Source organism: Halorubrum sp. AS12 (assembly GCF_051122765.1).
Classification (GTDB): Archaea; Halobacteriota; Halobacteria; order Halobacteriales; family Haloferacaceae; genus Halorubrum; species Halorubrum trapanicum.
This window is the reverse complement of record NZ_CP185385.1, coordinates 2,762,882-2,788,325: the sequence shown is the minus strand read 5'-3', so window position 1 is coordinate 2,788,325 and position 25,444 is coordinate 2,762,882. Positions and strand designations below refer to the sequence as shown.

At 70.4% G+C, this 25,444-nt stretch carries 20 protein-coding genes and 6 pseudogenes; 15 read left to right on the top strand and 11 right to left on the bottom strand.

What is annotated here, in order from left to right:
- Nucleotides 1-255: 255 nt before the first annotated feature.
- The 3 genes from ACODNG_RS14250 to ACODNG_RS14240 form a co-directional block, all read right to left on the bottom strand.
- Entirely contained in the window at nucleotides 256-951 is a 696-nt protein-coding gene (locus ACODNG_RS14250; RefSeq protein WP_434521837.1) for a VTT domain-containing protein, read from the bottom strand.
- A 49-nt stretch (nucleotides 952-1,000) separates the two neighbouring features.
- Entirely contained in the window at nucleotides 1,001-1,276 is a 276-nt protein-coding gene (locus ACODNG_RS14245) for a hypothetical protein (RefSeq protein WP_434521836.1), read from the bottom strand.
- Between the two features lie 299 nt (nucleotides 1,277-1,575).
- Nucleotides 1,576-2,403 carry an NAD(+)/NADH kinase gene (locus ACODNG_RS14240; RefSeq protein WP_434521835.1) on the bottom strand — a complete coding sequence of 276 codons (828 nt, stop codon included), beginning with the start codon at nucleotides 2,401-2,403 and terminating at the stop codon, nucleotides 1,576-1,578.
- 173 nt (nucleotides 2,404-2,576) lie between these two features.
- On the opposite strand from ACODNG_RS14240, the gene ACODNG_RS14235 reads away from it, so the two are divergent.
- Nucleotides 2,577-3,965, top strand: coding sequence for a KaiC domain-containing protein (locus tag ACODNG_RS14235; protein WP_434521834.1), 1,389 nt, complete (start codon nucleotides 2,577-2,579; stop codon nucleotides 3,963-3,965).
- Nucleotides 3,966-4,030: 65 nt separating this feature from the next.
- On the top strand, nucleotides 4,031-4,153 hold the full coding sequence (locus ACODNG_RS14230; protein WP_434521833.1) for a hypothetical protein: 123 nt from the start codon (nucleotides 4,031-4,033) through the stop codon (nucleotides 4,151-4,153).
- Here ACODNG_RS14230 and ACODNG_RS14225 read toward each other — a convergent pair.
- Complete coding sequence (locus ACODNG_RS14225; RefSeq protein ID WP_434521832.1) at nucleotides 4,131-6,032, bottom strand: site-2 protease family protein; 1,902 nt, start codon at nucleotides 6,030-6,032, stop codon at nucleotides 4,131-4,133. The two genes, ACODNG_RS14230 and ACODNG_RS14225, sit on opposite strands and share 23 nt — an antisense overlap.
- A gap of 111 nt (nucleotides 6,033-6,143) precedes the next feature.
- Here ACODNG_RS14225 and ACODNG_RS14220 point away from each other — a divergent pair, with 111 nt between their 5' ends.
- Together ACODNG_RS14220 and ACODNG_RS14215 are read left to right on the top strand one after the other, a co-directional pair.
- Nucleotides 6,144-6,632, top strand: coding sequence for a DoxX family protein (locus ACODNG_RS14220; RefSeq protein WP_434521831.1), 489 nt, complete (start codon nucleotides 6,144-6,146; stop codon nucleotides 6,630-6,632).
- A gap of 87 nt (nucleotides 6,633-6,719) precedes the next feature.
- Nucleotides 6,720-6,959 (top strand): hypothetical protein, encoded by a 240-nt coding sequence (locus ACODNG_RS14215; protein WP_434521830.1) that lies wholly within the window; start codon nucleotides 6,720-6,722, stop codon nucleotides 6,957-6,959.
- A gap of 34 nt (nucleotides 6,960-6,993) precedes the next feature.
- Here the strand turns inward: ACODNG_RS14215 and ACODNG_RS14210 are convergent, their stop codons facing one another.
- The 3 genes and pseudogenes from ACODNG_RS14210 to ACODNG_RS14200 form a co-directional block, all read right to left on the bottom strand.
- Nucleotides 6,994-8,691 carry a methyl-accepting chemotaxis protein gene (locus ACODNG_RS14210; protein WP_434523108.1) on the bottom strand — a complete coding sequence of 566 codons (1,698 nt, stop codon included), beginning with the start codon at nucleotides 8,689-8,691 and terminating at the stop codon, nucleotides 6,994-6,996.
- A gap of 192 nt (nucleotides 8,692-8,883) precedes the next feature.
- Complete coding sequence (locus tag ACODNG_RS14205; protein ID WP_434521829.1) at nucleotides 8,884-9,867, bottom strand: 5,10-methylenetetrahydromethanopterin reductase; 984 nt, start codon at nucleotides 9,865-9,867, stop codon at nucleotides 8,884-8,886.
- Between the two features lie 2 nt (nucleotides 9,868-9,869).
- A pseudogene (locus ACODNG_RS14200) lies at nucleotides 9,870-10,624 on the bottom strand (coenzyme F420-0:L-glutamate ligase).
- Nucleotides 10,625-11,092: 468 nt separating this feature from the next.
- Here ACODNG_RS14200 and ACODNG_RS14195 point away from each other — a divergent pair.
- From ACODNG_RS14195 to ACODNG_RS14185, 3 genes and pseudogenes are all read left to right on the top strand, one after another.
- Nucleotides 11,093-11,458 (top strand): hypothetical protein, encoded by a 366-nt coding sequence (locus ACODNG_RS14195; protein ID WP_434521828.1) that lies wholly within the window; start codon nucleotides 11,093-11,095, stop codon nucleotides 11,456-11,458.
- A gap of 264 nt (nucleotides 11,459-11,722) precedes the next feature.
- Nucleotides 11,723-12,227: pseudogene (locus ACODNG_RS14190) on the top strand (DUF367 family protein).
- Nucleotides 12,228-12,331: 104 nt separating this feature from the next.
- Nucleotides 12,332-12,805 carry a redoxin domain-containing protein gene (locus ACODNG_RS14185; protein ID WP_434521827.1) on the top strand — a complete coding sequence of 158 codons (474 nt, stop codon included), beginning with the start codon at nucleotides 12,332-12,334 and terminating at the stop codon, nucleotides 12,803-12,805.
- A gap of 450 nt (nucleotides 12,806-13,255) precedes the next feature.
- Here the strand turns inward: ACODNG_RS14185 and ACODNG_RS14180 are convergent, their stop codons facing one another.
- The gene (locus ACODNG_RS14180; RefSeq protein WP_434521826.1) at nucleotides 13,256-13,618 is read right to left on the bottom strand and encodes a DUF5518 domain-containing protein; all 363 of its coding nucleotides are present in this window, start codon (nucleotides 13,616-13,618) and stop codon (nucleotides 13,256-13,258) included.
- A 137-nt stretch (nucleotides 13,619-13,755) separates the two neighbouring features.
- Here ACODNG_RS14180 and ACODNG_RS14175 point away from each other — a divergent pair.
- The 4 genes and pseudogenes from ACODNG_RS14175 to ACODNG_RS14160 all read left to right on the top strand — a co-directional run bounded on the left by ACODNG_RS14175 (nucleotide 13,756) and on the right by ACODNG_RS14160 (nucleotide 17,937).
- A pseudogene (locus ACODNG_RS14175) lies at nucleotides 13,756-16,196 on the top strand (heavy metal translocating P-type ATPase).
- A gap of 84 nt (nucleotides 16,197-16,280) precedes the next feature.
- Nucleotides 16,281-17,240, top strand: a complete 960-nt coding sequence (locus tag ACODNG_RS14170; RefSeq protein ID WP_434521825.1) for a hypothetical protein — start codon at nucleotides 16,281-16,283, stop codon at nucleotides 17,238-17,240.
- A gap of 94 nt (nucleotides 17,241-17,334) precedes the next feature.
- On the top strand, nucleotides 17,335-17,634 hold the full coding sequence (locus tag ACODNG_RS14165; protein ID WP_434521824.1) for a hypothetical protein: 300 nt from the start codon (nucleotides 17,335-17,337) through the stop codon (nucleotides 17,632-17,634).
- A gap of 126 nt (nucleotides 17,635-17,760) precedes the next feature.
- Entirely contained in the window at nucleotides 17,761-17,937 is a 177-nt protein-coding gene (locus tag ACODNG_RS14160; RefSeq protein ID WP_209544329.1) for a hypothetical protein, read from the top strand.
- Nucleotides 17,938-17,983: 46 nt separating this feature from the next.
- Here the strand turns inward: ACODNG_RS14160 and ACODNG_RS14155 are convergent.
- Nucleotides 17,984-19,052 (bottom strand): annotated as a pseudogene (locus ACODNG_RS14155) (type II glyceraldehyde-3-phosphate dehydrogenase).
- 184 nt (nucleotides 19,053-19,236) lie between these two features.
- Here ACODNG_RS14155 and ACODNG_RS14150 point away from each other — a divergent pair.
- A complete protein-coding gene (locus ACODNG_RS14150) occupies nucleotides 19,237-20,187 on the top strand; it encodes an aminopeptidase (protein ID WP_434521823.1) in 951 nt (316 codons plus the stop codon).
- A gap of 434 nt (nucleotides 20,188-20,621) precedes the next feature.
- On the opposite strand, the pseudogene ACODNG_RS14145 reads toward ACODNG_RS14150, so the two are convergent.
- Nucleotides 20,622-21,510: pseudogene (locus ACODNG_RS14145) on the bottom strand (HVO_0234 family beta-propeller protein).
- Nucleotides 21,511-21,628: 118 nt separating this feature from the next.
- Between ACODNG_RS14145 and ACODNG_RS14140 the strand changes: the two are divergent.
- Both ACODNG_RS14140 and ACODNG_RS14135 read left to right on the top strand, forming a co-directional pair.
- On the top strand, nucleotides 21,629-22,612 hold the full coding sequence (locus ACODNG_RS14140) for a nucleoside recognition protein (protein WP_434521822.1): 984 nt from the start codon (nucleotides 21,629-21,631) through the stop codon (nucleotides 22,610-22,612).
- A gap of 58 nt (nucleotides 22,613-22,670) precedes the next feature.
- Nucleotides 22,671-22,835 carry a hypothetical protein gene (locus ACODNG_RS14135; RefSeq protein WP_434521821.1) on the top strand — a complete coding sequence of 55 codons (165 nt, stop codon included), beginning with the start codon at nucleotides 22,671-22,673 and terminating at the stop codon, nucleotides 22,833-22,835.
- 54 nt (nucleotides 22,836-22,889) lie between these two features.
- On the opposite strand, the gene ACODNG_RS14130 is transcribed toward ACODNG_RS14135, so the two are convergent.
- Entirely contained in the window at nucleotides 22,890-23,813 is a 924-nt protein-coding gene (locus tag ACODNG_RS14130) for an AEC family transporter (RefSeq protein WP_434521820.1), read from the bottom strand.
- Between the two features lie 319 nt (nucleotides 23,814-24,132).
- Between ACODNG_RS14130 and ACODNG_RS14125 the strand changes: the two are divergent.
- Nucleotides 24,133-25,393: pseudogene (locus ACODNG_RS14125) on the top strand (CaiB/BaiF CoA transferase family protein).
- The last annotated feature ends 51 nt before the right edge of the window (nucleotides 25,394-25,444 follow it).

Here is a 25,444-nt window from a genome sequence, read left to right as displayed (position 1 = left end):
AAGCCGCGGTCGCGTCCGGTCGCTCGGTGCGACGCGAGCGCTGAACGCACCGCGCTTCGGGGTCAGGGCTGGGTTCGGTTCCCGGGATTCGGGGACCGGGGGAATGCGCGCACCGCTGCGGTCGGTTCCCGATCGAGGCAGCCGTTCGCCGTCAGAGGCACACGACCCGCACGATCGCCCGCGCGACGACGCGTCCGGGCGGTCTTCACTTTCTCCGATCCATCCGCTGTTCCGGTTTTTTCACGCCGCGATGAGTCACGCCGACGCCGTCGACTCCGGTCGCACGAACGTCCGATAGAGCGGCCCGGCGAGCACCAGCGCGCCGACTGCGGCCATGCCGAGGATGACGGTCGGGTCGACGAGCGACCCGCCGCTCGCCGCGAGGCGGTCGAGCGAGACGCCGACCGCGACCCCGCAGAGGACCCACGGCAGCTCGCCGAGCGCGGTGCCGGTCAGGAACGGCCGAATCTCGACCCCGGCGGCCGCAGCCCCGACCGTCACCGCGTCGGAGGGGAGCGGAAGCAGTCGGGTGCCCGCCACGGCGCGCACGCTCCCGGACGCCGCCGCGAAGCGCTCGCCGGCGCGACAGAACCGGTCGGCGACGCCCGGCTCCCCGTCGGTGCCGGAGTCGCCTCGGAGTCGGAGCCGCCCGGCCCGAGCGAGCGCGTACGGCGGGAGCGAGGTGCCGACCACGAGCGCGAGCGCGAACGGCGTCCCGACCCAGCCGAAGCCGAAGCCGACGGCGACGGCGAGCAGGGTCGTCGGCCACGCGAGAAGAGGTCTGACGGCCGCGAGCGCGACGACGGCGACCCCGAACCGCACCGGGTCACCCGCGAGCCAGCGGAGCCGCGAAAGCGCCGCCTCGGGGGAGACCGCGAGCGCGACCGCCGCCAGCGCGGCGACGACGACCCCGGCGACCGCGTACCGTCCGAGCGCCGACCGACGATTCACGCTCCCGCGTCGGCGGGCGTCCGGTAAACGCTTTGTGGGTCGCTCGCCGTCACTCCTCGACGAACGCCTCGCGGAACGGCTCCGAGAGGTGTTCGCGCTGCCACGCCCCCACGGCCTCCTCGCCGAGCAGGCTCGCCCACGCGGTCAGGATACCCGCACACAGGACGACGCCGGGGACGACGTGCGCGGCGGCGTCGACGAACAGCGCCGGACGGAGGAGGAAGAACCCGACCCGGTCGGCGAGCGCGTCCCACGCCGGCCCGAAGACGGTCCAGCGGAACGCGAAGGGGACCACCGTCACCGTCGCGAGGGGGTACGCGAGCACGTCCGTTACCGGGCCGCCCTTCCCGCGGACGAACGCCAGCGCGTAGAACCCCCAGCAGGCCAGCGAGGCGAAGATGCCGGCGATCCGCTGCGGGCCGACCGGCTCCCCGTGGCCCAGCGCGGCCAGTCCGAAGAACGCCGCGGCCGCCCCGGCGTAGCCGACGAGAGCACGCGAGCGCCCCGCCGAGGAGTACGAGCGCGTGCTCGGTCCGCGACTGCCCGGCGAACGGCGCCAACCCCAGCGGAACGTTCATGATCGGGGACTCCGGCCGGCCGCGGATTGAAGCTTGCGCGTCCGGCTCACGACAGCTTCCCGAGCGCCTCGAAGAAGTCGGAGGGCGGGCCAGCGACCCGTATCGGCGGCGCGGTCCGCTCGACGGTCACCTCCACCGGCCCGTCGAGCGCGGCGGTGTCGCGGCCGTCGCTGACGACGGTGGCACCCGACTCGCCCGCGACCGAGACGGTGACGGTCGCGTCGGCGTCGACGACGAGTGGCGGCATCCCCTCCTCGGCGACCATCTCGTTGACGATCAGGCCGTCCACGTCCGGGTGGACGAGGGGGCCGCGCTCGGAGAGGTTGTACGCGGTCGACCCCGTCGGCGTGGCGACGAGGACGCCGTCGGCGTGACCGGCGCCGTACCGAGATCCGTCGACGCGCACCTCGTACTCTATCCCGCCGCCCGGACCGCGGCGGTCGCCTTGGACGACCACCTCGTTCGCCGCCGGCGTCGAGGTCCAGTCGCCCGCGCTGGCGGTGAGACGGGGGGCCTCTCGGACGTCCAGTCCGCCGTCGCGGAACGACCGTATCTCGGCGCGGAGCGAGGCGGCGGCGTCGGTCGGCGGGACGGCGTTGAGGAAGCCGACCTCACCGAGGTTCACCCCGACGATCGGCGTGTCGCCGGCGTTGCGCGCGACGAACAGGAACGTCCCGTCGCCGCCGACGGCGACGACCAGGTCGCAGTCGTCGAACGCGTCGACCGGGCGGGCGTCGTCGCCGGCGTCGAGCGCCGCGGCGGTCTCCTCGTCGAGCCAGACGGCCTCGCCCGCGTCGACGACGACGTCCCTGAGCGTCGCCGCGAGCGACGCCGCCCGCTCGCTGCCCTTTCGCGCCACGATGCCCACTTCCATGCCGAACCCATCCCCGTCCCCGGGTAAAAGCGTGCGGACATCGGGCGACTGCGCCGGGTGTCAATGGAGGGCGGATCCGACCGGTTCTCGGAAACTGAAACCTCGCCGGAAAGTTTCAAGCCGCTCGGCCGCGTTGCTCGGCGCATGTCGACTCCCTACGGGCGGCGGAAACGATGAGCGAGGAGGACGACTGGTTCGAGCGCGCGCTGCGCGAGACCGACGAGGAGTCCGACGAGCGCCCGGCGGGTAGATCGGAGTCCGGCGACGACGAAGGGGACCCGGAGTCGGAGGGTGTGGAAATCAGTGACGACAGCGCTGAAGTCGATGCCGAAAACGCGGAGGCCGACGCAGCCGACGCGGAACGCGAGTCCGACGACACCGGGAGCGTTTCCGACGACCCGGCGCGGGAAATCGGTATCGGGAGCGACGACGCGGGCGGTGGCGACGACTCGGGGGGCGATCCGTTCGGCGGCGACAACGCGGACGGGACCGACATCTTCGGCGGCGACGACGTTGGAGCCGAGACGGACGCCGCTCCCGAGAACGACGGTCCGGCGAACGGCGGCGTACCGGCGGAGGCGTTCGGCGACGTCGACGACGACGCTGAGTTCGATTCTTTCGGCGAGGAGGACCCGTTCGGCGGAAGCCGGAGCGGTGGGTCCGGCGGCAAGTCGGGCGGCGCCGACGGCGGGTCGCCGAGCGGTGGCGGCGCCGGCGCAGACGCCGGCAGCGACCCCTTCGGCGGCTACCGCGGCTCCGCGGGCGGGGGCGACGACGACTTTGGATTCGGAGAGTTCGGTGGCGGCGACGCCGACGGTGGAGACGCGGCCGACTTCGACGTCGACCCCGACGAGTTCGAGTCGGCGATCGATCGGACCGACATCGGGATCGAAGGTCTCGACGACATGATCCTCGGCGGCGTTCCCAGCCGGTCGCTGCTGTCAGTCATCGGCGGCGCCGGGACCGGGAAGACGACGTTCGCGCTCCAGTTCCTCAACCACGCCCTCGAAGCGGGCGATAAGGGGATCTACATCACGCTCGAACAGACCCGCGAGTCCATCTTCGAGACGGCAACCGAGAAGGGGTGGTCGTTCCGCGAGCACGCCGACGAGGACCGCCTCGCGGTCGTCGCCATCGACCCCATCGAGATGGCGAACTCGCTGTCGTCGATCCGGAACGACCTCGTCCGGCTCATCGCCGAGTTCGACGCGGACCGGCTGGTGCTCGACTCCGTCTCCCTCTTGGAGATGATGTACGACCACCCCGCGAAGCGACGCTCCGAGGTGTTCGGGTTCACGCGCTCGCTGAAGGAGGCTGGCGTCACGACGCTGCTCACCTCCGAGGCGAGCGAGGAGACGCCGTACGCCTCCCGACACGGGATCGTCGAATACCTCACCGACGCGGTGTTCGTCCTCCAGTACGTCCGGGGATCGGACTTCCGCGAGACCCGGCTGGCCGTCGAGATCCAGAAGATCCGCGACGCGAACCACTCCCGCGAAACGAAGCCGTACGACATCACGGACGCCGGTATCTCCGTGTACGACCAGGCGAACATCTTCTGACGCGGCGCGCGCCGACGCCCGCGGGACACGGCAACCTTCATTCCGCGCCCGTCGGTGGGTCGAGGATGACTGCGTCACAGATCATCGCCGAACTGATCCCGAAGTACGTCGGCCTCCTCGCGCAGATCGCGGAGTTCCTCGTCGTCGCCGGCGCGCACCGCCGCCTCAGATCAGTCCGAGCGCGGTGAGGATCTGGTTCCCGAAGATCATCGCGATCAGCCCGGTCAACATTACCAGCCCGGACGAGACCGTGATCGTCCGCACCGCGGCGTGTCGGTCGCTGATCGGGACCCGGCTGATCACCGCCTCGGCGACCATCCGGAGGATGCGGCCGCCGTCGAGCGGGAACGCCGGCAGGCAGTTGAAAAGCGCCAGCTGGATGTTGATCCACCCCGACCAGAAGAGGAGGTTCGCGAGCAGGAACACGCCGCCGCCGAGCGCCGCGAGCGGTCCCTCGACGACGAAGAAGTTGGTCAACTCGCCGGTGAAGCCCGCGAAGTTGAACGGGAGTCCGAACAGGCTCCCGAGCGGGAGGATGAGCGCGACGAACACGAGACCGAGCGGCGACTCGGTGATCCCGCCGAGCGGAAGCCCGTCCGCGGCCTCCGCGCCGCCGTCGCCGCCGAGCAGTTCGAGGTACGCGCCCGCGGGGTACTCGGTGACGCCCACGTCGTCGAGCGCGAGTCCGCTCGTTCCCGGGAAGACGCTGACGCCGATGAAGCCGCCGTCGCGGTTCGGGTGCGGGTCGAGTTCCACGTCGTAGCTGTCGCGCTCGCCGTCGCCGTCGTAGACGGTGACGGGGACGGTCTCGCCCGGCTCGCGCTCGCCGAGGACGGCCGAGAGCGCCTCGTTGTCGACGACGCGCTCGCCGTCGACCGAGACGACCGTCAGCGGCTCGCCGAGCGCCGCGCCCGCGTCGTGGATCGGGCCGTCCTCTTGGACGCCGACGACGTACGCGCCGATCGGCGCGTCCGGGACGGTGACGGCGCCCTCGTCGTCGGCCGTTTCGACGCCCGTCGCGTTCTCCGCGCCGGGCGCGTCGCGGACCTGGTCGAGGACGCTCGCGTTGCCGGTCACCGTCAGCGTCGCGCGCTCGTCGTCGCCGACCGCGTCGAAGAAGTCGGACTCGGTCGCGACGGGGTCGCCGTTCACGGCCGCGATGGTCACGGGCTCTTCCTCGATCGTCACCCCGAGGGGGTTGCCGCCGGCGGAGCCGACCACCTGTAGCTCGCGGTCGACCGTCAGCGTCTCCCGCGTGTCACCGTCGTCGACCGTGAGTGCGACCGAGTCGCCGGCGTCTCCGATGGCGGACTCGAACTCGCCGCTCGTCTCGATCGGGGTCCCCGCGACCTCGACGATCCGGTCGCCCTGCGAGATGTCGGCCGCGACCGCCGGGGAGCCGGGGTTCACCTCGCCGACCGCGTAGCCCGCCGCGGGCGAGATGGCGCCGACCACGGGACCGAAGAGGAGCGCGAAGACGACGACCGTGAGTACCGTGTTCGCGGTGACGCCGGCCGCGAACATCCGGGCGCGGGCGCCGCGGGAGGGCTCCTGTGTCGCCTCCTCGTCGGGTTCGACGAACGCGCCGACCGGGAGCAGCGCGAAGAAGACGAGACCCATCGAGTCGATGTCGATGTCCTCGACCCGGCAGAGCAGGCCGTGCGCGCCCTCGTGGATCACCATCGCGCCGGCGAGTCCGGCGACGATCTCGGGCGCGACCGACAGCGGGAGGAAGTCGTTGACGCCGGGGATGATGAGGAAGTTCTGCGGCTGTTGGATCGCGGAGGGCTGCGCGTTCGTGAACGCCGACATCGCCGACGAGAGGATGAGCGCGAACGACGCCACCATCGCCACCAAGGCACCCCCCAGGCCGAGGTTGGCGACCGCGCGCCAGAACCGCTTCGGCGCCGCCAGCCGGCCGAGGAAGGCGCGTCCGCGGAGGGTCCGGAGGGTCAACACCGGTCCGGAGATCCTGACCGCGTCCGGGAGGATCCCCTCGTTCCGCAGCCACATCGCGACCGCGGAGTACGCGAGGATCCCCGTAAGCACCCAGAACAACGTGTTCATTAGCGGCGCCTTAGGTTCCGCCGTTCGTAAGGGGTTCGATTCCGGGAACCCGAGTCGGGTCGTCGCCCGGGGCGGCGAGGACTGATACGCGTCCCGTCCGTGCGACGACGTATGACCGACACAGACCGAACGCAGTCAGGAGCGTCGACGGCCGACGCGTCGAGCGGAGCGCGCGACGGGGAGCCTCGCGAACCCGGTCGCTCGCTCGCGCCGCTGATGGGCGCGGTGTACGTCGTCGCCGGAATCGCACACTTCCTGATCCCGAAGCGCTTCGCGGAAGCGGTCCCGCCGGCGTTTCCGCGGCCGGTCGGACTCGTGTACCTCTCCGGAATCGCCGAGATCCTCCTCGGGGTCGGCGTCGCGTTGCGACGGACGCGACGCCCGTCTGCGTGGGGGATCGTCGCCCTCCTCGTCGCCGTGTTCCCGGCGAACGTTCACCTCGCCCGGAGGGACGCCCTGAGCGATCTCGTCCCCGACCGACTCGTCGGCCCGGCACGGCTCGCGGCGGTGATCCGCCTCCCGCTTCAGGGCGTCCTGATCGGCTGGGCGCTGCGGTACGCGCGTGCCGACGAGGCACCGGCGTCGGGGTCGGAGGCGTAGCCGTCGCGCCGTTCGCGACGCGACCGGGCACGGCGAATCACCGCCGCGAACTCAACACCCAAGTACCCCCCGGTCCAACCGTGGCCCATGATCGCGCTCATCGACTTCGTCTCCCGGGTGGTCGGCGACATCGGGCGGTTCGTCGACATCTTCCTGAACGACCTGATTCTCGGCGCGGGCGACCCGCTGTCGGCGCTGCTCGTCGTCGTCGGGCAGGTCCTGCTCGTCGGCGCCGTCGCCGTGTTCGGTTACGCAGCGGTCGGCGCGCTGCTCAACGAGATCGGCGTGACCCTCCCCGCGCTCGGCGGTCGCGGGCGCTCGGAGTAGCCGACGCGGTAGCGCGGTTCGACCGCCCGCCTTCTCAGTCGTCGTCGCCCGTCGCCGACCGCGTTCCGGCGCCCGGTGTCGGATCCGGCTCCGCGGGACCGCTGACCGCGTCCGCGGTCCCTCCGTTCCCGTCCGGTACCTCGAACTCGTTGAGCCGCGCCAGTAGCTCGTCGGACTGATCCGAGAGGGTGTGAACCTGTCCCGTCACCTCGGAGACGGTCGCGGTCTGCTCCTCGGCCGCGGCCGCGACGGTCTCGGCCTCGGTGGCGGTCTGCTTGCTCACGGAGGCGACGCCGTCGACCATGTCGACGACCTCCTGGGTCGTGCGCGCCTGATCGTCGGTCGCGTCGCTGATCTCCTGGACAGTCTCGTCGACGGTGGTCACGTCCTCGACGACCCCCTCGAACTCCCGCAGTGTCGACTCGATTGTCTCGACGCCCTCCGCGACCTGCGTCTCCATCTCCTCGGCGTCGGCCGCGGTCTCCGCGGAGGCGGTCTGGACCTCCTCGATGCGCCCGGAGATCTCCGCGGCGGACTCCCGGGTCTCTTCGGCGAGCGACTTCACCTCGTCGGCGACGACCGCGAACCCGTCGCCGGAGCCGTCGGCCCGCGCCGCCTCGATGGAGGCGTTCAGGGCAAGCAGGTTGGTCTCCTCCGCGATCTCGTCGATCACGGCCGCGATCTCGTCGATCTCACCGACCCGTTCGGCGAGGTCGGTGACCGCGGCCGCCGTCTCGCCGATCCGCGTCTCCAGCGTCTCCAGCTCCGCGATCGCCTCGGCGGCCTCCTCGCGGCCGGAGCGACCGCGCTCGGCCGCGTCGCGGGCGGTCTCCGCCGCGTCGTCCGCGCTCGCCGCGATCTCCTCGACCGTCGCCGACAGCGTGTTCATCTCGCCGGCGATCGCCTCCAGTTCGTCGGTCTGTTCGGCCGCGCCGTCGGAGATCTCCTGGACCGAGCCGGCGACCTCACCACTCGCGTCGTCGACCTCGTCCATGCTGGCGCGCACGTCGTCCGCGGTGCCGGCCACGTCCGCGGTGAACGCGCCGACGTCGCCGAGCGTCTCGCCGAGCGTCGCGACGAGCCGGTTGTAGTTGTCGACGAGCTCGGCGTACCGCCGCTCGTCGGTCGCCAGCGCCTCCTCGTCGATGGTCGCGGTCAGGTCGCCGTCCTGCGCGCGCTCCGCGGCGTCGCCGAATGCGTCGACGAGCGCCTCAAGCTCGGCTGTGTAGGCGGCGAGGTTCTCGGCCATCTCGTCGAGCGACTCGCCGAAGGAGCCGGGGACCTCCTCGTCGAGCGCCGGGTCGTCGAACTCTTGGGCTGCGAGCGCCTCGGCCTGTGCGGAGACGGTGGTGAGGTAGCCGTGGACCTCGCCGAACGCGCCGACGAGGCTGCCCACCTCGTCGGGCTGGGTCGGATCGAGGGCGTCCGCGGAATCGCCGTCCGACGGACCGGCCGCGTCGACGTCGCTCACGCCGTCGATCTCGCCCGCGGCGATCGCCTCCGCCTCGCGCTCTAACGCCCGGATCGGGGCGACGAAATCGCGTCGGACGATAAGCAGCGTGTTGTAGATCGCGACGACCGCCCCGAGGAACAGGACGCCGGAGACCACGTACGCGGCGGTCCCGGAGATCAGAAACTGCGTGAGGAAGATGCCGACGGTGACGAGAAACTGGATGCCGACGGCCGTGACGACCTTCCGCTCTATCGACTCCGTGACGCCGAGCGCGTCCATCGTCCGCCACAGGAGGGCCTCGTACCGCCCGCGTATCCCCGGGCGGCGCTGTCGTGTCGTGGACATGTTCGGACCTCGATGAGAACGGGTAATGAACCTCCCGCCGAGGTTATCACGAGCGATTCTTGATTGTCAGGGGGTGAGAATCCGACCGGGGGAGGCGTCGGGTTCGGCGGGTGTCCGGGTGCGGCCTCAGAAGCGGTCGCCGACCGCCTCGGCCGCGAGGTCGACGGCGGCCTCCAGGTCCGGGCCGAGCGGCGAGCCGACGACGAGTCCGTCGGCGTGGTCGGCGACGGCGGCGGTGCGCTCGCGGACGGTCTCGGGGGTGCCCGCCATACAGAACGCGTCGATCATCTCCGGCGTCACGCGCTCGAAGGCGGCCGAGAACTCGCCGGCAGAGACGCGCTCGCCGATCGCGGTCGCCGCGTCCGGGTCGATCCCGTGACGCTTCAGGACGGGCTGCGCCGCGCCCGCGGCGATAAACGCGACCGGGGGACGGGCGGCCTCGCGGGCGGCCGCCTCGTCCTCGGCGACCGAGACGGCGGCGTAGGCGATGAGGTCGAACTCGCCGCGGCCGTCGGGCCTGTCGTCGAGCCCGTCGTCGACCTGCTCGCGGGCCCACGCGAGGTCCTTCGGGTGCGAGCCGTTGAACAGCAGGCCGTCCGCGTGTTTCGCGGCCATCCGGCACATGTGCGGTCCCTCGCCGCCGACGTGGACCGGAATATCGGCGCCCTGCGGCGGCTCGTAGTTGAGTCCCGCGTCCGTCGCGTCGAAGGTCCCCTCGTGGTCGACGCGCTCGCCGGCCCACAGCTTCTGGGCGGTCTTGAACGCCTCCAGCACGGGGCGGAGTCCGCGTTCGTCCGCGAGTCCGAGATTCGCCAGCGTCGAGGGGTCGCCCGGACCGACTCCGAAGACGGCGCGACCTTCCGACAGCTCGTCGAGGGTCGCGACCTTCGAGGCGAGCGTCGCGGGGTGGGTCTCGTAGGGGTTGGCGACGCCCGGGCCGAGCCGGACCGAGTCCGTGGCGGTCGCGAGCCGCGAGAGGAACGCCCACGGGTCGCGGTTGTTGTAGTGGCACGTCGAGTAGACGGCGTCGTAGCCGGCCGCCTCGGCGCGGACGCCGAGGTCGACGAGGCGGGACAACTCGTGTTCGGGGGTAAGTTCGATGCCGAGCATGGTTACTCCTGAAACTCCCACTCACGCAAGGCCTGCCGGACGAAGTCGCCCTCGACCTCGCGGAAGTGCTCGTCCGAGCCGTCATGGTCGCCGAATGCCCAGTCGCGGACGACGACGACCGGGGTGCCCCCGTCGCCCTCGCCGGCGACGAGGTTGGCGGCCGCGGCGAGTTCGTCGATCACGTTCTGGACGGTGACGCCCATCTCGCGGCCGTCGCGGTCGCGCTCGCCGCGCCAGTCGCGGCTGGCGGGCAGCCCGGCCCAGCCGATCGCGACCCCGCGCTGGCCGTGGCGGAACGGGCGCCCGCAGGTGTCGCTGACGACGACGCGGTCGGCGGCGACCCCGTCGCGAATTCGCTCCGCGCTCTCCGAGGGGCGCTCCGGGAGCAACAGCAGGTCGCCGTCGGGAACGTTCGACCGGTCGATCCCGGCGTTGACGCCGATGTGGCCGAAGCGGGTCGCGGTGAGGAGGAACGGGGCTTCCATGATCAGCTCCGTCGACTCCTCGATGACGGCCTGCGCGAAGCGCGGGTCCTTCTCCTCGTCGGCGATTTCGGCGAGGCGGTCCGCGACCTCCTTGCGCGCGGGCTCGCCGGGAAGTCGTCGAGGTCGAAGACGCGCCCCTCCGCCTTCGAGACGACCGTGCTGGCGACGACGACCACGTCGTCCTCGCGGAGGTCGACGCGCTCGCCGATCATGGCCGCGAGGTCCTCTCCCTCCCGGATCTCCGGGAGGTCCGGAACCGCGAACAGCTCCATACGAACGCCTGCGCGGCGACGAGGAAAAACCCCGCCGGTACCGGGCCGGTTTGACGGTATCGGGATTCAGTGGTGGGGCGGAGAGCGTGCGACTGAGACGGCGACGATTACTTAGAAAGAACCACTGTGCCGGCTGCCAGAGGGACCGAAGGTCCCTCGCTGGACGCGGTGACCGGAGCGAAGCGGAGGGAGCCGCGAGGCTGGGGCGGTGTGAGGCTGCGGTCCCGCGAGCGACCGACGGGAACACGGGAGCGCGGAGGTCGCGAAGTCGCAGCGCCGAGAGAGCGAGACCGTCGATCTCACAAGCAGTCGGCGGGAAGTACCGGAGACGAAGCGAGGCGACCGTCTTCCGGTGGTGCGGGGCGGATGGCTCTGTTGAAATCATTCGGGAGTGACACATTATGACCGGGTGTGGTCAGTACTGTCTAAATAGCCAAGACTAATGAGGACCTCCGGAAGATTCGTTCTATGGCGGATTCACAATGGAACCTGTGGGCTGATGAGAACGTTGTCTATCGAAAGTTCCCGGAGGGGATGCCAGCGGAGGAATCGGAATTCATCCGAATCAACGAGCGTTTCGAGGAACTCGCTGAGAAGGAGCGGGTAGACGCGCATGTCTCCATAATTCAGATGGAAAAGTCTCTTCCGAAGGAAGTGGTCGAAAAGGCAGCTGAAGCGGCCAAGGCGGGGAAACCGCATGGAATCACGAAATGGGCACTCGTGTCGAACGGAATCAAGGGGATGGCCTTCGCAAGTTCCGTTAAGCAGATAGATGGGGTTGACGCGAAATCGTTCAAGGACGTAGAAGAAGCCGAAGAGTGGGCTACTAACTGAAGGCATAGCCCCCAGTTCACACGCGACAGCGACCGGCTGTTTCAGACGACGATGTGTCTGAAGAACGGGATATCAACAGAGACGGACAGATGGGACCTTGGAGGTGGTTGCCGATGATCTGCTGGCCGTCACGTATCGCCGGACGGCTGGATTTGATGGCACTCGCTGTTGATCTGTAATCAACCGTTTTTAAGCGAACAGCTGGCCAGCGAGGCTCCCCGTCGCTCCGTACGGCTTATTACTCACTCATGCGACTTCGCACCTGTGGACCTTCACATCCGGTACGAGGGCGACGACGACCCGGATAAGTCGCACGGCCCGGAAGCTCGCGCGGTTCGACCTCGCGGAGCTTCACCGCTCGGACCGCGCCACGCCGTACGGGGTCGTGCTCAACCCCCACGCCGAGCGCGCGCTCTCGCCGGCGGACGCCGACCGCGCCCGCGAGAACGCCCTGGTCGCGCTCGACTGCTCGTGGGAGTCGGCCGGCGAGAAGATGTTCAGCCTCCCGGGCGAACACCGCGCGCTCCCGTACCTCGTCGCCGGCAACCCCGTGAACTTCGGGCGGCCGATGCGACTGACGACGGTCGAGGCGTTCGCGGCCGCGCTGATCGTCCTCGGCGAGCGCGACCACGCCGAGCGGATCCTCTCGAAGTTCACGTGGGGCGAGACGTTCCTCGAACTCAACGCGGAGCCGCTCCGGCGGTACGCCGACTGCGAGGACTCCTCGGAGATCGTCGCGATCCAGCAGGAGTACCTCGACCGAGAGTAGTCGCTACGGGTCCCCGAGATGCCCCCGGGACAACCCGGAGCCGAATCCGGCACCGAACGGGGTCGCGACAAGCCTTTTGCCTGAATCGACCGTACTGAGAAGCGATGGTATCCACAGGCGACGCCGCACCCACGTTCACCGCGACGGTCGGCACGAGCGACCACGAGCCGTTCGACCTCGACGAACAGATCGGCGACGGACCGGTCGTGCTCGCGTTCTTCCCCGGCGCGTTCACGCCGCCGTGTACGAACGAGATGATCGCGTTCCAGGAGCGCGCCGACGCGTTCGCGGACGCCGGTGCGACGCTGTTCGGGGTCAGCGCCGACTCGCCGTTCTCGCAGGGCGCGTTCCGGGAGGAGCACGGCATCGAGTTCGACCTCGTGAGCGACATGGCCGGCGACGCGATCCGGGCGTACGGTCTCGAGATCGACATCGCCGACCTCGGGCTTCACGGGATCGCGAACCGCGCCGTGTTCGTCATCGACGACGACGGCCAGATCGTCTACGACTGGGTCGCCGACGACCCGACGAACGAACCGGACTACGAGGCGGTCCTCGACGCCGTCGAGAGCGCTTAATAAGAGACTCGTCGCGGAGTAGTCGGTCTCGTTGCCGTTCCGGTTATCCTTTTATAAGATGTCCAGGCGCCCGTAGTGACGTATCTCTCCGAATCTCCAGCTGCTCACTTATAAATGGCTGACAGTAGATCGACGGTGACCTCCAAAGCCCCAGCCGTGAGGCGGGCGCACGCTCGCTGCGCTCCTCACTCGGTCGCTCACTTCGTTCGCTCCCGCGTTCCGGTGCTTACATCGCCTGCGCCCGCCTCACGGCTGCCCCTTTGAGTCCCGCCCCACAGCGACCGCAGCCTCACACCTCCCCAGCCTCGTCGGTGGTCCTCCGCGTCGCTCCGGACCACCGACTCCCTCGCGCGTGCGGTTCGCGCCGCGATGCGGCGCTCACCGGCACGCGCCACCGAACAAGATCCACCTTACGACTCTGGTAAATTGTACAGTCTCAAAAAGTCGGCTTCACTCCCCGACGACGCCGCCGATGGCCCCCGCGAGCGCCGAGTCGACCGCGAACAGCAGCGTCAGGAACAGCCCGACGACCAGCACGCCGGCGCCGCCGAGCAGGCTCCCGAGCGGGCCGCCGACAAGCCCGACGAGGCTCCCGAACGCGGCGAGCGCGAGGGTAATAATGATCCCGCTCACCGACCCCGCCAGCAGGCCGTGCCAGAACCCGGAGAGCAGGCCGCCGCCGGCGAGGTAGCCCGCGACGAACCCGCCGACCAGTCCGGCGGCCGCGTGCCCCACGACCGGAACGGCCATTGCCAACACGCCGGCGATCAGCATCACCACGAACCCATAGCCGACGGCGCGCCAGTCTGTCATGCGCCGAGGTAGCCGTCCTGCGGGTAAATACTCGCGGATTATTTGCTATTTCATGTCCTATTTTTAATAATCTCTTATAAACTGGACGGTGAGAATGGCAGTTGGATTAATAACGGTGCGGCCGATAGGGACTGATAATGAGCGACTCACGCGAATCGAACGGCCCCGACGACGGGGCAACGGATCCGCCCGCCTCCGGGGGACCTGACAACCCCGACGGCGTGGAACTCCGGCTCGCGGTGCCGGACATGGACTGCTCGTCGTGCGCGGGGAAAGTCGAGGGCGCGCTCGACCGCGAGGGCGTCCTCTCGGTCGACACGCGGCCGACCACGGGCGTCGTCGTCCTCACCTACGACCCCGACCGGACCGACGTCGAGGCGCTGACGGCGGCCGTCGAGGGCGCCGGCTACGCGGTCGCGGACGCGGAGTCCGACGGCGTCGCCGACGACCTGTTCACGAGTCCCCGCGCCGTCGCCACCGCGGTCGGCGGCGCCTTCCTCGCGGTCGGTCTCGTCCTGGAGTGGCTGCTCCCCGGACTCGACCCGACGTTCGCCACCCTCGGCGGCGTCGGCTTCCTTGGCCCGTGGGCCGTCACCGGCGCGTCGGTCGCGTACCTGCTGGCGGTCGCCGTCGCCGGCCCGCCGATCCTCCGGAACGGGTTCTACTCGCTTCGGGGCCTGAGCCTCGACATCGACCTGCTGATGAGCGTGGGCGTCGTCGCCGCGCTGCTCGTCGACCTCCCGTTCGAGGCGGCGACGCTCGCGGTGCTGTTCTCGGTCGCCGAGCTGCTCGAGCGCTACTCCATCGACCGGGCGCGCACCTCCCTCCGCGAGCTGATGGAGCTGTCGCCCGACGAGGCGGTCGTGATCCGCGACGGCGACGAGGAGACAGTGCCCGCCGAGAGCGTCGCGACCGGCGAGCGGCTGGCGGTGCGCCCCGGCGAGCGCGTCCCCCTCGACGGCGTCGTCCGGGAGGGGTCGGGCGCGGTCGACGAGTCGCCGATCACCGGCGAGTCCGTCCCCGCGGAGAAGGAACCCGGCGACGAGGTGTACGCCGGCTCGATCAACGAGGCCGGCTACCTCGAGATCGAGTCCACCGCGGCCGCGAGCGAGTCGACCATCGCGCGGGTCGTCGAACTCGTCGAGGCCGCCAACGGCGAGGAGACGCGCGCCGAGCGGTTCGTCGACCGCTTCGCGAGCGTCTACACCCCGGTCGTCGTCGCGGGGGCGATCGCCACCGCGACGCTCGGCCCGGTCCTCGTCGGCGGCGGCGCGGAGACGTGGTTCGTCCGCGGACTCACGCTGCTCGTCGTCGCGTGCCCGTGCGCGTTCGTCATCTCGACGCCCGTCAGCGTCGTCTCCGGCGTGACCGCGGCCGCGCGCAACGGCGTCCTGATCAAGGGCGGCGAACACCTGGAGGCCGCGGGCGACGTCGACGCCGTCGCGCTCGACAAGACCGGGACGCTCACCCGCGGCGAGCTGTCGGTGACCGACGTCGTCCCCCTCAGCGGCCGCGACGCGGACGACGTGCTCGCGTGCGCGACCGCCCTCGAACGTCGGAGCGAACACCCGGTCGCGGAAGCGATCGTCGAACGCGGCGTGGAGACCGGTGCCGATCCCGACGACGAGGGTGCCGATCCCGACGACGAGGCCGCGACCGAGGTCACCGGTTTCGAGGCGCTGACCGGCGAGGGCGTCCGGGCCGAACTCGACGGCGAGACCCACTACGCCGGCAAGCCCTCGCTGTTCGAGAACCTCGGCTTCGACCTGAGCCACGCCCACGTCCGCTCTGACGGCGGAGTGATCAGGAAGCGCGACGATACGGGTGAGAGCGAGGGAGACGAAGCGACCGCCGCGGAGCCCGAGCCCTGCGATCACGGCCAGTACCTCGATCTGGCGAGCGAGACGATCCCGCGGTTACAGGCCGAGGGGAAGACGGTCGTCCTCGTGGGGACCGAGACGGAGCTAGAGGGCGTCATCGCGGTCGCGGACACCGTCCGTCCGGAGGCGGCGTGGGTCGTCGACCGGCTCCACGAACTCGGCATCGACCGCGTCGCGATGCTCACCGGCGACAACGAGCGGACCGCCCGAGCGATCGGCGACCGCGTCGGCGTCGACGAGGTCCGCGCGGAACTGCTCCCGGACGAGAAGGTCGCGGCGGTGCGCGAACTCGCGGCCGAGACGGAGGGGGTGTGGCGATGGTCGGCGACGGGATCAACGACGCGCCGGCGCTGGCGGCCGCGGACGTCGGGATCGCGATGGGCGCCGCCGGCACCGACACCGCCATCGAGACCGCCGACGTGGCGCTGATGGCCGACGACCTGACGCGGCTCCCGTACGTGATCGACCTCGCCTCGCGCGCGAGCACGACGATCCGGACGAACATCGGCGCCTCGCTCGCCGTGAAGGCGGTGCTCGCCGCCGGCGCTCCGCTCGGCTACGTGAGCGTCGCGATGGCCGTGGTTGTCGGCGACATGGGGATGAGCCTCGGCGTCACCGGGAACGCGCTCCGCCTCGGCAACGTCGAACCCGCTGAGCCGCCGGAGGCGGGCGCGGAATCCGACGAGTCGAGCGCGTAGCGGGGGTGAGGCGGTTGACCTCGAGGGGCGATTGATTCTAATCGGCCTCACTCTTTTTACCGGACCGGCGGTAACTCGGCTCGTATGCCCTCCGAGAGCGGAACCGCTACCGCGACCGCGGACACCGTCGATCCCGCCGAGCGCGAGGCGAGCGACAGTGTCGACGAGCCCAGCGACCCCGAGCGTGACGCGATCGAGTGGGGACCGGTCCGTCACGACCGGCTTCGGTCGTTCGCCGCCGGTGCGACGGCCGGGATCGTCGGCGCGGTCCTCGTCGGATTCGTCGCCGTCGCCGCCGCGATGGTCTCGCGGGTCGCGGCCGGGGAGATCACGTTTCCGAGCGTCGGTCTCGGCGCGGGGATCGTCGCCGCGGGAGTCGCGGTTGCGCTCGCCGTGACCATCGCACCCGCCCTGTACCTCTGGTACCGCGAGACCTCCGTCGACGAGCTGACCACCGCTCGGTTGCGCGAGGCCGCCGGCGCGCTCACCCCCGGCTGGACGCTCGCCGGGTTCGGTGCCGTCCTCGCGGCGGCGTTGGCGTTACCGAGCGATTTGCTCCCCGCCTTCTGGCCGCTGTTCTGGCTCATCTGGTTCGTGCCGGCCGTCGTCCAGTCGAACGGTCGGGTCGTGCGGGTCGACCCGACCGAGTCGGCCGTCGAGCGGACGTATCCGAGTCAGGATCGGACCCGGAGCGACGACCTCGGGTCCGTGATCCGAACGCGACGGATTGACCTCCCGTGGACGACCCTGTTCCTGCTCGCGTACCGGGGGAACGCGTGGTACCGGTCGACGCCGTGGTTGTTCGTCCCCGTCGATCGGGCCGACGAGGTCGAGTCGGCGCTCGACGCGGTGCTGGCGGAAAGCGACGGGCCGGACCGCGCGAGCGTTCCCGAACGACTCACCCTCGCGACCGTAGGGTCGTTCTCGCTGGTCGTCGGTCTCCTGATGGCCGTCGCGGCCGGCGAGGGCGCGGGCGGACTGGCGCTGGCGCTACTTACGGCACCCTTCTCCCTGCTGTTCCTCGCGCTGGCCGCGCGGCTGTGAGCCGGCCGTTCCTCCGGGCCGCGGTCACTCCGCGGCACCGGATGTGACACCCCCTACCACGCGACTCAAATACCCGCGTCCCCTAAACACGGACATGGACAGACAGCGTCTGGAACGCGCGCTCGACGACGAGTTTGGCGGGACCGAGTCCGAGCGGCGCGCCGTCTCGCGGGCGGCCCGCGACCTCGTCGACTCCGGACGGCCCTCCGAGGACCGCGGCCACGGCCTGACCGTGACGGGGGTGATCGGGCACTTGGAGGACGCCCCGGACGGCTCCTCGCTGACCGAGCGGTGGAACTGGTGGATGGGCGCGCTCGACGCCGCCTACGGCGGCTACGACTACTTCACGGTGCGGTTCGTCGAGGACGACGAGGCGACCGGTCTGCGCCGATAGGGTCGGCCGACCGAATCTCGACCGCAGTCGGGTTCCGAACCCCCCTCAGCGACGTGGAGCCGTCTACTTTCACTTTCACTCCGCGGATGGCTCGATTATAGGGGCGTTCCGGACCAATCGAGAGGTATGAGCGCAGTCACCGCCGACCGACCGCGGTACGCGACGCCGACGCGCGTGGACGTCACAGAGTGCCGAACCGACCGCCTCCCGGACCGGGTCCGTGCGAACCGCGTCGACGGCAGCGAGGTCCACCTCGAACGCCGCGGCGGGCGGACGTTCCTCGTGACGCGACCGGCCGAGTAACCACCGGTTCCGGCCGGTAGCGGAACGAAAGGGCCGATCGCAAAAGTCAGTCGTCGGCCATCAGCCCCGTCTGTACCAGTTCGCCGTCCCCGAGTCGACTGTCGAGACCCACGCCGAGCGTCTCGTTCGTGCGTGCGACCGACTCGGCCGCGTCGGCGTCGGTCGCCATCGCGCGGATCGCGTCGACGTTCTCGGGGACGACGTCGGCCTCCTGGTGGACGTTCTGAAAGAGGTACAGGTCCTTCCCCGTGACGCTTATCGACTCCTCCCAGACGCAGTTCTCCCAGAGGTCGCCGCGGGGACGCCCCGCGTCGGCGGCGTACTCCTTTAACGCGCCGGCGCCGTCGATGCCCGCGGACTCGGGGACGAGGAAGATCCGGCCCTCGCCGGCGAGCAGGTCACGGACTGCCTCGGGGTCGGGGTCGGTCTCCAGCGTGACGTTGACGCTGTGGGTGTCGCATCCCCGTGACCGGCGCCTTCAGCGCCGCGGTGTCGACGGCCACGTCAGGGAGGATCTCGTTCACGTCCGGGCCGTGGTGCGAGGGGACCGTCGCCGGGTCGGGGACGATGTCGTTTATCGGACCGCGGTCGGTCTCGCTCGGGTCCCCGCCCCGGCGGACGAGCGTGACGCGCGCCTTCTCGACGCCGAACGTCTCGTCGAGCGGCGCGAGCAGCCGCGAGAGCGCGGTCGTGTTACAGGAGACGACCCGGACCGTCTCGGCGCCGCGGGCGGCTTCGAACCGACCGCGGGCGTTGAACGAGGCCTCGGCGACGGCGGCGTCCTCGCCGCCCTGAAAGACGGCCGGCGTGTCGTGGGCCTCGTAGACGGGCGCGTTGCGCTCGCCGACGCCGGAGGGGGCACAGTCGACGACGACGTCGACGGCGTCGAGCAGGTCGCCGAGGGTCCCGGCCAAGTCCACTCCGGCGGCCGCAAACTCGTCGGTGCGGTCCTCGACCGCCGCGTACAGGTCGTAGCCACGACGGGCCGCGGCCTCGACGCCGTAGTCCGGCGACGCCTTCGTCACGCCGACGAGTTCCATGTCCGGCTGGGCCGCGACGGCGTCCGCGACCCGTTTCCCGATCGTACCGTAGCCGTTGACGCCCACGCGTGTCATATCCGCCCGTCGCTGCGGAACCGACATAATGTTTTCGAGAGAAGCAAAATGAAATTAACTACCCCGCGAGTAAGCAGTCGGTTAATTCGACGGCGATCGACACCGGACGTAAATAATTCAATTACGGAATGGAGTAAAGGCGGCGATGACAAGCCCTAACGCCCGGCCGTTCGGAGACGCGGACATGGCAGCCGACCTCTCCAACGCCGCGGCGACCGCGATCGAACAGTGTCTGAACGTCTCCCCGGACGAGTCGGTCGTCGTGGTCACCGACGACGAGCGCGAGCCGATCGGTGAGGCGCTCTACGCGGCCGCGAGCGCCGTCACGGACGACGCAACGGTCCTGCGGTACCCGCCCGCCGAGCAGCACGGGACGGAGCCTCCCGCGCCGGTTGCGGCCGCGATGCGGGAATCGGACGTGTTCCTCGCGCCGACGACGAAAAGCCTGAGCCACACCCGCGCCCGGGGCGCGGCCTGCGACGCCGGCGCGCGCGGCGCGACGCTTCCGGGGATCACCGAGGACGTGTTCACGACCGGTCTCGACGCCGACTACGCCGCCATCGACGCGGCCTGCGACGACGTGCTCGACCAGGTCGCGGGGGCCGACGAGGTCCGCGTCACCGCGCCCGCCGGCACGGACATCACGTTCGGGATCGGCGACCGCGAGTGGCTCGCGGACACCGGCATGGTCCGCGAGCCGGGCGACTTCTCGAACCTCCCCGCGGGCGAGGTGTTCGTCGCGCCCGAGACCGCGACCGGGACGTTCGTCGTCGACGGGACGATGATGCCCCACGGACTCCTCGACGAGGGCCAAGAACTCGCCTTCGAGATCGAGGATGGATTCGTGACCGAAATCTCCGACGACGCGATCCGCGCCGACGTGGAGGCGGCCGCGGAGGAGGTCGGCGACGCGGCGTACAACCTCGCGGAGCTGGGAATTGGGACGAACGGCGGCGTCGAGGAACTGGACGGCTCGGTCCTCCTCGACGAGAAGGCGGGCGGCACCGTTCACATCGCCATCGGCGACAACGCCGGGATCGGCGGCGAGACCGACGCGCCGCTCCACCTCGACGGCATCATCCGAAACCCGACGGTCTACGCCGACGGCGAGCCGATCGACCTGCCGAGCGCGTGAGACGGCCCAGAGCGGGAATCTAACTTTTCATTTATAAATGAACGAGGCGGTGGCGCGTGCCGACGAGCGCCTGAAAGGCGCGAGTCGCACGCGCGAGGGGAGTCAGTCGGCCGGAGCGTAGCGGAGGCCGACTGACGAGGCTGGGGAGGTGTGAGGTGCGGTTGCGGTGCGGGGCGGGACTCAAAGGGGCGGCCGTGAGGCGGGGGCAGGCGACGCAAGCACCGCAACGAGGGAGCGGTAGCGACCGAGTGAGGAGCGCAGCGAGCGTGCCCCCGCCTCACGTCCGGGGCTTTGGAGGCGTTTGGCGCCGACCCGCAGTCAACTACTTATAAACGAACAGCCGGGGAGTTGGAGAAAGTCGTCGTCGATCCGCTAGCAATGATTTATAGGCGAACGATCGAGATTTCGGGAGCGCTCCACACACCGTCTCCGACTTATTCCACGACCGCGAGCGCCACGCCGTTCACGTCTCGGACGCCGACCACCTGGTGGCGCCAGCCGTCGCCCGCGTCCACGCAGAGCGTGCCCGCGTCCGTGACCGCGACCGAGATACCCGGCCCGTACCCGAGCGCCACGACCCTCTCGTCCACCGGAAGCGCAGCGATTTCCCACGTCTCGTCGTCCCACTCGCCGGTCCCGTCGGCGTGAACGACCAAGTCCCCATCGACGACCGCCATCGCGTGGCCGTCGCCGTCGGCCGCGACCGCGTCCGCGGCGCTCTCCCGAACACTCATCCAGCCGTTGCCGAGCCAGTAGAGTCCCGCGCCGGTCGCCGCGAGCGGCATCCCGGAGCCGGCCACGTCGCGCGCGTCGTCGAGACCGGCGTCCTCGATCCGATCGCCGACGACGCGGTACACCCCGTCCGCGGCCGCGACGAGCGCGCCGTCGACCGCCCGCGGGTCCGCGACGGATCCGAGCCGCGTCGTCGATGCCGACCGCCGCCCCGCCCGCCTCGAACTCGACGCGCTCGACAGCGCCGCTCTCGCGAGCGACGAGAAGGCCGCCGTCACGACCGCCGGCCGGTCCCACGGCGACCGCCGAGTCGTCGTCGACCGACTCGAACGCTGGGTTGTCGCCGACCGCGGCGACCGAGAGTCCGTCGGGCGCGGCCGCGACGACGAGGTCCGGCGCGTCGCCCCGCGCGAGGACGGCGACGTCGCGGGCCGCGTCGCGGGCGACCATGTCGAACGCGCCGATCTTGTCGGCCGACAGCGAGACGCGGACGATCCCGGTCCCCGTCGCGACGTAGGCGTCGGTGCGGCCGGCGCTGCCCGCGTACACGCGCTTTTCGTCGATCGAGATGTCGTCCTCGGCGGGAGCCATCGCCCGGGGATTCGCCGGCGGGAGGCATAAGCCCCGCGCGGGGCAGTCGCGACCTCTCGACCTCGGCGCGGCCGCACGTTCCGACGGCCATTTGAGCGCCCCTCGCGTACGCCGATCCGTGCAGTCTGTCGCCGCCGACCTCTCGGTCCTGCTCGCGGACGTGGTCCCCCGACTGGCCCGGATCACGGCGTTCATCGCGGGCGGCGTCTTCGCCGCCAACGTCGCCGTCGCGTTCGGCTTAGTCCGGTACGTCGCCGGGATCGCGGGGTGGCTCACGCGCCCGGCGAACCTCCCAGACGAGGTCGGCACGGCGATCCTCACGACCGCGGCGTCGACGACCGCGGGCTACGCGACGCTCGCGGAGTACCGCGAGTCGGGCCTGCTCGACGACCGGGCGACGCTCGTCGCGGTCGTGATAAACACGTTCTTCGGCTTCGTCCAGCACGTGTTCACTTACTACGTCCCGGTGTTGATCCCGATCCTCGGGGTCACCACCGGCGCCGTCTACGTCGGCGCGCGCGCTGGCATCGCGCTGCTGATCACCGTCACGGGCGTCCTCGCGGGCGGACTCCTCCTCTCGGAGGCGAACGTCGACCGCTCCGCGCTCGCCGACGTCGACGCGACCGGGCCCAAGGACGACGACCGCACCGACCGCGAGCGCGTCCGCGACGCCGCCGAGAAGTCGTTGAAGACCCTCCGCAGAATCGTCCCGCGGCTCGCGGTCGTGTACACGCTCGTCATCTGGCTCGTCACGACCTACGACGTGGCCGCGCTGACGAGCGTCGCGGAGCCGATCACGAGCGTGCTGGGACTGCCGGGCGAGGCGGTGCCCGTCATCGCCGTGTTCACGCTCGACACGACCGCGGGCGCGGCGACCCTCGCCGGGGCGGAGGCCGGCACGTTCACCACCCGCACCGCGGTCGCGTCGCTGCTCATCGGGAGCATCCTCTCCTTTGCCGTGTCGACGTTCCGGCGCTCGATCCCGTTCCAGTACGGGATCTGGGGCGCGTCGTTCGGCACGAAGGTGATCGTCGTCAACACCGCCCTGAAGCTCGTCTTCATCTCGGCGACGGTCGCGCTGCTGCTCGCGCCGGTGTGGTGAATAAGTCCGTTTCGCTCGAATCAGTAGGTTCAACACCGCCCCGGATCGATCGGCGCACATGGCGCTCGAAAAGGACGTGGACTGTCCCCCGTGCGGCGAGACCCGTTCGTTCTACCGGACCGCGGCGATGACGCTCCACTTAGGCGAGAAGACGAAGTGGCGCTGTCCCGACTGCGGCTACGGCTACGTCGAGATCAACGGTATCGACACGCTTCCGGCCTGATTCTCTCCCGACTGCCACTTAGCCGCAGCCCCCCGATCCGGCGTCGAACCCGTCTCAGACCGCGACGCTGACCAGTTCGATCAACAGGGTCAGCGACGCGACCGACGCGACCGTCGTGACGAACACGTTCAGCGAGGCGAACTCGGCGTCGCCGCCGAGCTCGGTCGCGAACACATACGTCGACACCGCGGTCGGCGTCCCGAGCATGACGATTCCGGCGGTGAACGTCGCTGCGTCGACGTCAAGGAGCGCGAGGACGGCCCACGCGACCGCGGGCATACACGCCACCTTGAGCGCGGTCACCGAGGCGGTCGCCCCGCGGTCGACCGTCGCAGCGTCGATCTGGAGGGTGGCGCCGACACACAGCAGCGCGAGCGGGAGCGCCAGCGACCCGACCGCGTCGAGGCCGGTCGCGGCCGCGGCCGGCACGCCAACCTCAAACCAGCCGAACGCCATGCCGGCGACGAGCGCGAGGAGGACGGGGTTGCCCGCGAGCGACCGGAGGTGACGCCCCAGGGCGCCCTCGGCATCCGCCCCGTTCATCGACACCAACAGGATCACGGTCAGCGGCACCTGTACCAGCGCGCCGATCCCCAAAATGACGCTCGCGATCGCGGTCACCTCGGCGCCGAACGTCGCCGCCACGAGCGGGACGCCGAGGTACCCCAGGTTCGAGTGGTACGACTGGACGACCGCGACGCTGCGGCGCGCTCCCGGCGAACGATTCCGATGGACGGCGGACGCGACGAGTGCCGTCCCGAGGATCGTCGCGACAACGACGACGAACAGCTCCCACGAGACGACGTCGGCGACCGCCTGGTCGTAGGTCGCGACGAACACCAGCGCCGGGAGCGCCCCGTAGTACGCGATCTGGTTGAGCAGCGCGGTGCGGTCCGCGTCGAGCACGCCGGCGTACCGGAGTCCCGTCCCCGCGAGCAGCAGGACGAGCAGCCCCGACAGCCGGACGAGGACCTCCATCTATGTGTGCCGAGTCGATCGCCTGTGTTGACGGTTGGGGTTGCGGACAATTGGGGAGAGTGCGGTTGGGGGCAGGTGCCGACGGGTGCGGATGGGTGTAGACGGGTGCGGTCGGGTGCGGATGGGTGCGGTCGGGTGCGGTCGAATGCGGACGGGCGCGGTTGCGAATGGGCAGTTACCGACGAGCGCGGTCACGGACGGAGGAGCCGGGCCGACGGCGACAGGCTCAAGGCTCATTACCCGTCCGCCCGACTCAGGGGTATGAACTCGACACGGCAACCGCGACGGCGGACAGCCCGGTTTCCGGAGGTGACCCCGCGTGGTCGGTGAGGCCCACGACCCCGAGAGCGACGTCGGCCCGCTCGACGGACTCACGGTGCTGGACCTCTCTCGCGTGCTCGTCGGCCCGTTCTGTACGATGCAGCTCGGGGACCTCGGCGCCGAGGTGATCAAGGTCGAACGCCCCGGACACGGGGACCAGACGCGGACGTGGGTCCCGCCGGCGTTCAGCAAGGGCGACGGCGACGGGGGAGACGACGAGGGCGCCGCGAGCGCCTACTACGTCAGCGTCAACCGCAACAAGCGGTCGATCCAGCTGGATCTGACGACCGAGTCGGGCCGCGCCGTCGTCCGCGACCTTGCCCGCGAGGCCGACGTGCTCGTCGAGAACTTCCGGGTGGGGAAGATGGCCGAGTGGGACCTCGACTACGACGACCTCGTCGACGAGAACCCCGGACTCGTCTACTGCGCCATCTCCGGCTACGGCGAGTGGGGACCCGACCGCGACGAGCCGGCCTACGACATCATGATGCAGGCCCGCGGCGGCTTCATGTCGTTCACCGGCGTCGAGGGCGGTCCGCCGGTCCGGATCGGGGTCGCGCTCGCCGACGTCGGCGCCGGCATGTACGCGACGCAAGCGATACTCGCGGCGCTGCTCGAACGCGAACTCGGCGACGGCCGCGGGCAGAAAATCGACGTGAGTCTCCTGGACGGACAGGCCGCCTGGACCAGCTACATGGCGACGAACTACTTCGCCAGCGGCGAGCCGCCGGGGCGGATGGGAAGCAAACACCCGAACATCGTCCCCTACCGGGCGTTCGAGACGGCGGACGACTACGTCGTCGTCGCCTGCTCGTCGGACCGGTTCTGGCCGCCGCTGTGCGAGGCGCTCGACCGGCCCGACCTGCTCGCGGACGAGCGGTTCGAGACGAACGAGGGGCGCGTCCGGAACCGCGAGGCCCTCGACCGCGAACTGGAGGAGACGTTCGCGGCGCTGTCGACCGACGAGGCGGTCGCGACCCTCAAAGAGCACGACGTGCCCACGAGTCGCGTCCGCGACGTGAGCGAGGTGTTCGCCGACCCCCAGATCGAGGCGCGCGACATGCTCGCCGAGGCGGAGCACCCGACCGCGGGCACGGTGCGGTTCCCGGGCTCGCCGATGCGACTTCTCGCGGACGCCGACGACCGTCCGCCGACACCCGCCCGCGCTCGGCGAACACACGGAGTCGGTGTTACGCGAGTACGGCTACGGCGACGGCGACATCGACGAGCTGCGCGGACGCGGCGCGATCCCGGAGTAGCGACACCGGCGAGCGCCCCGCGAACGGCGAAAAAGGATGCCCGAGTGCTGC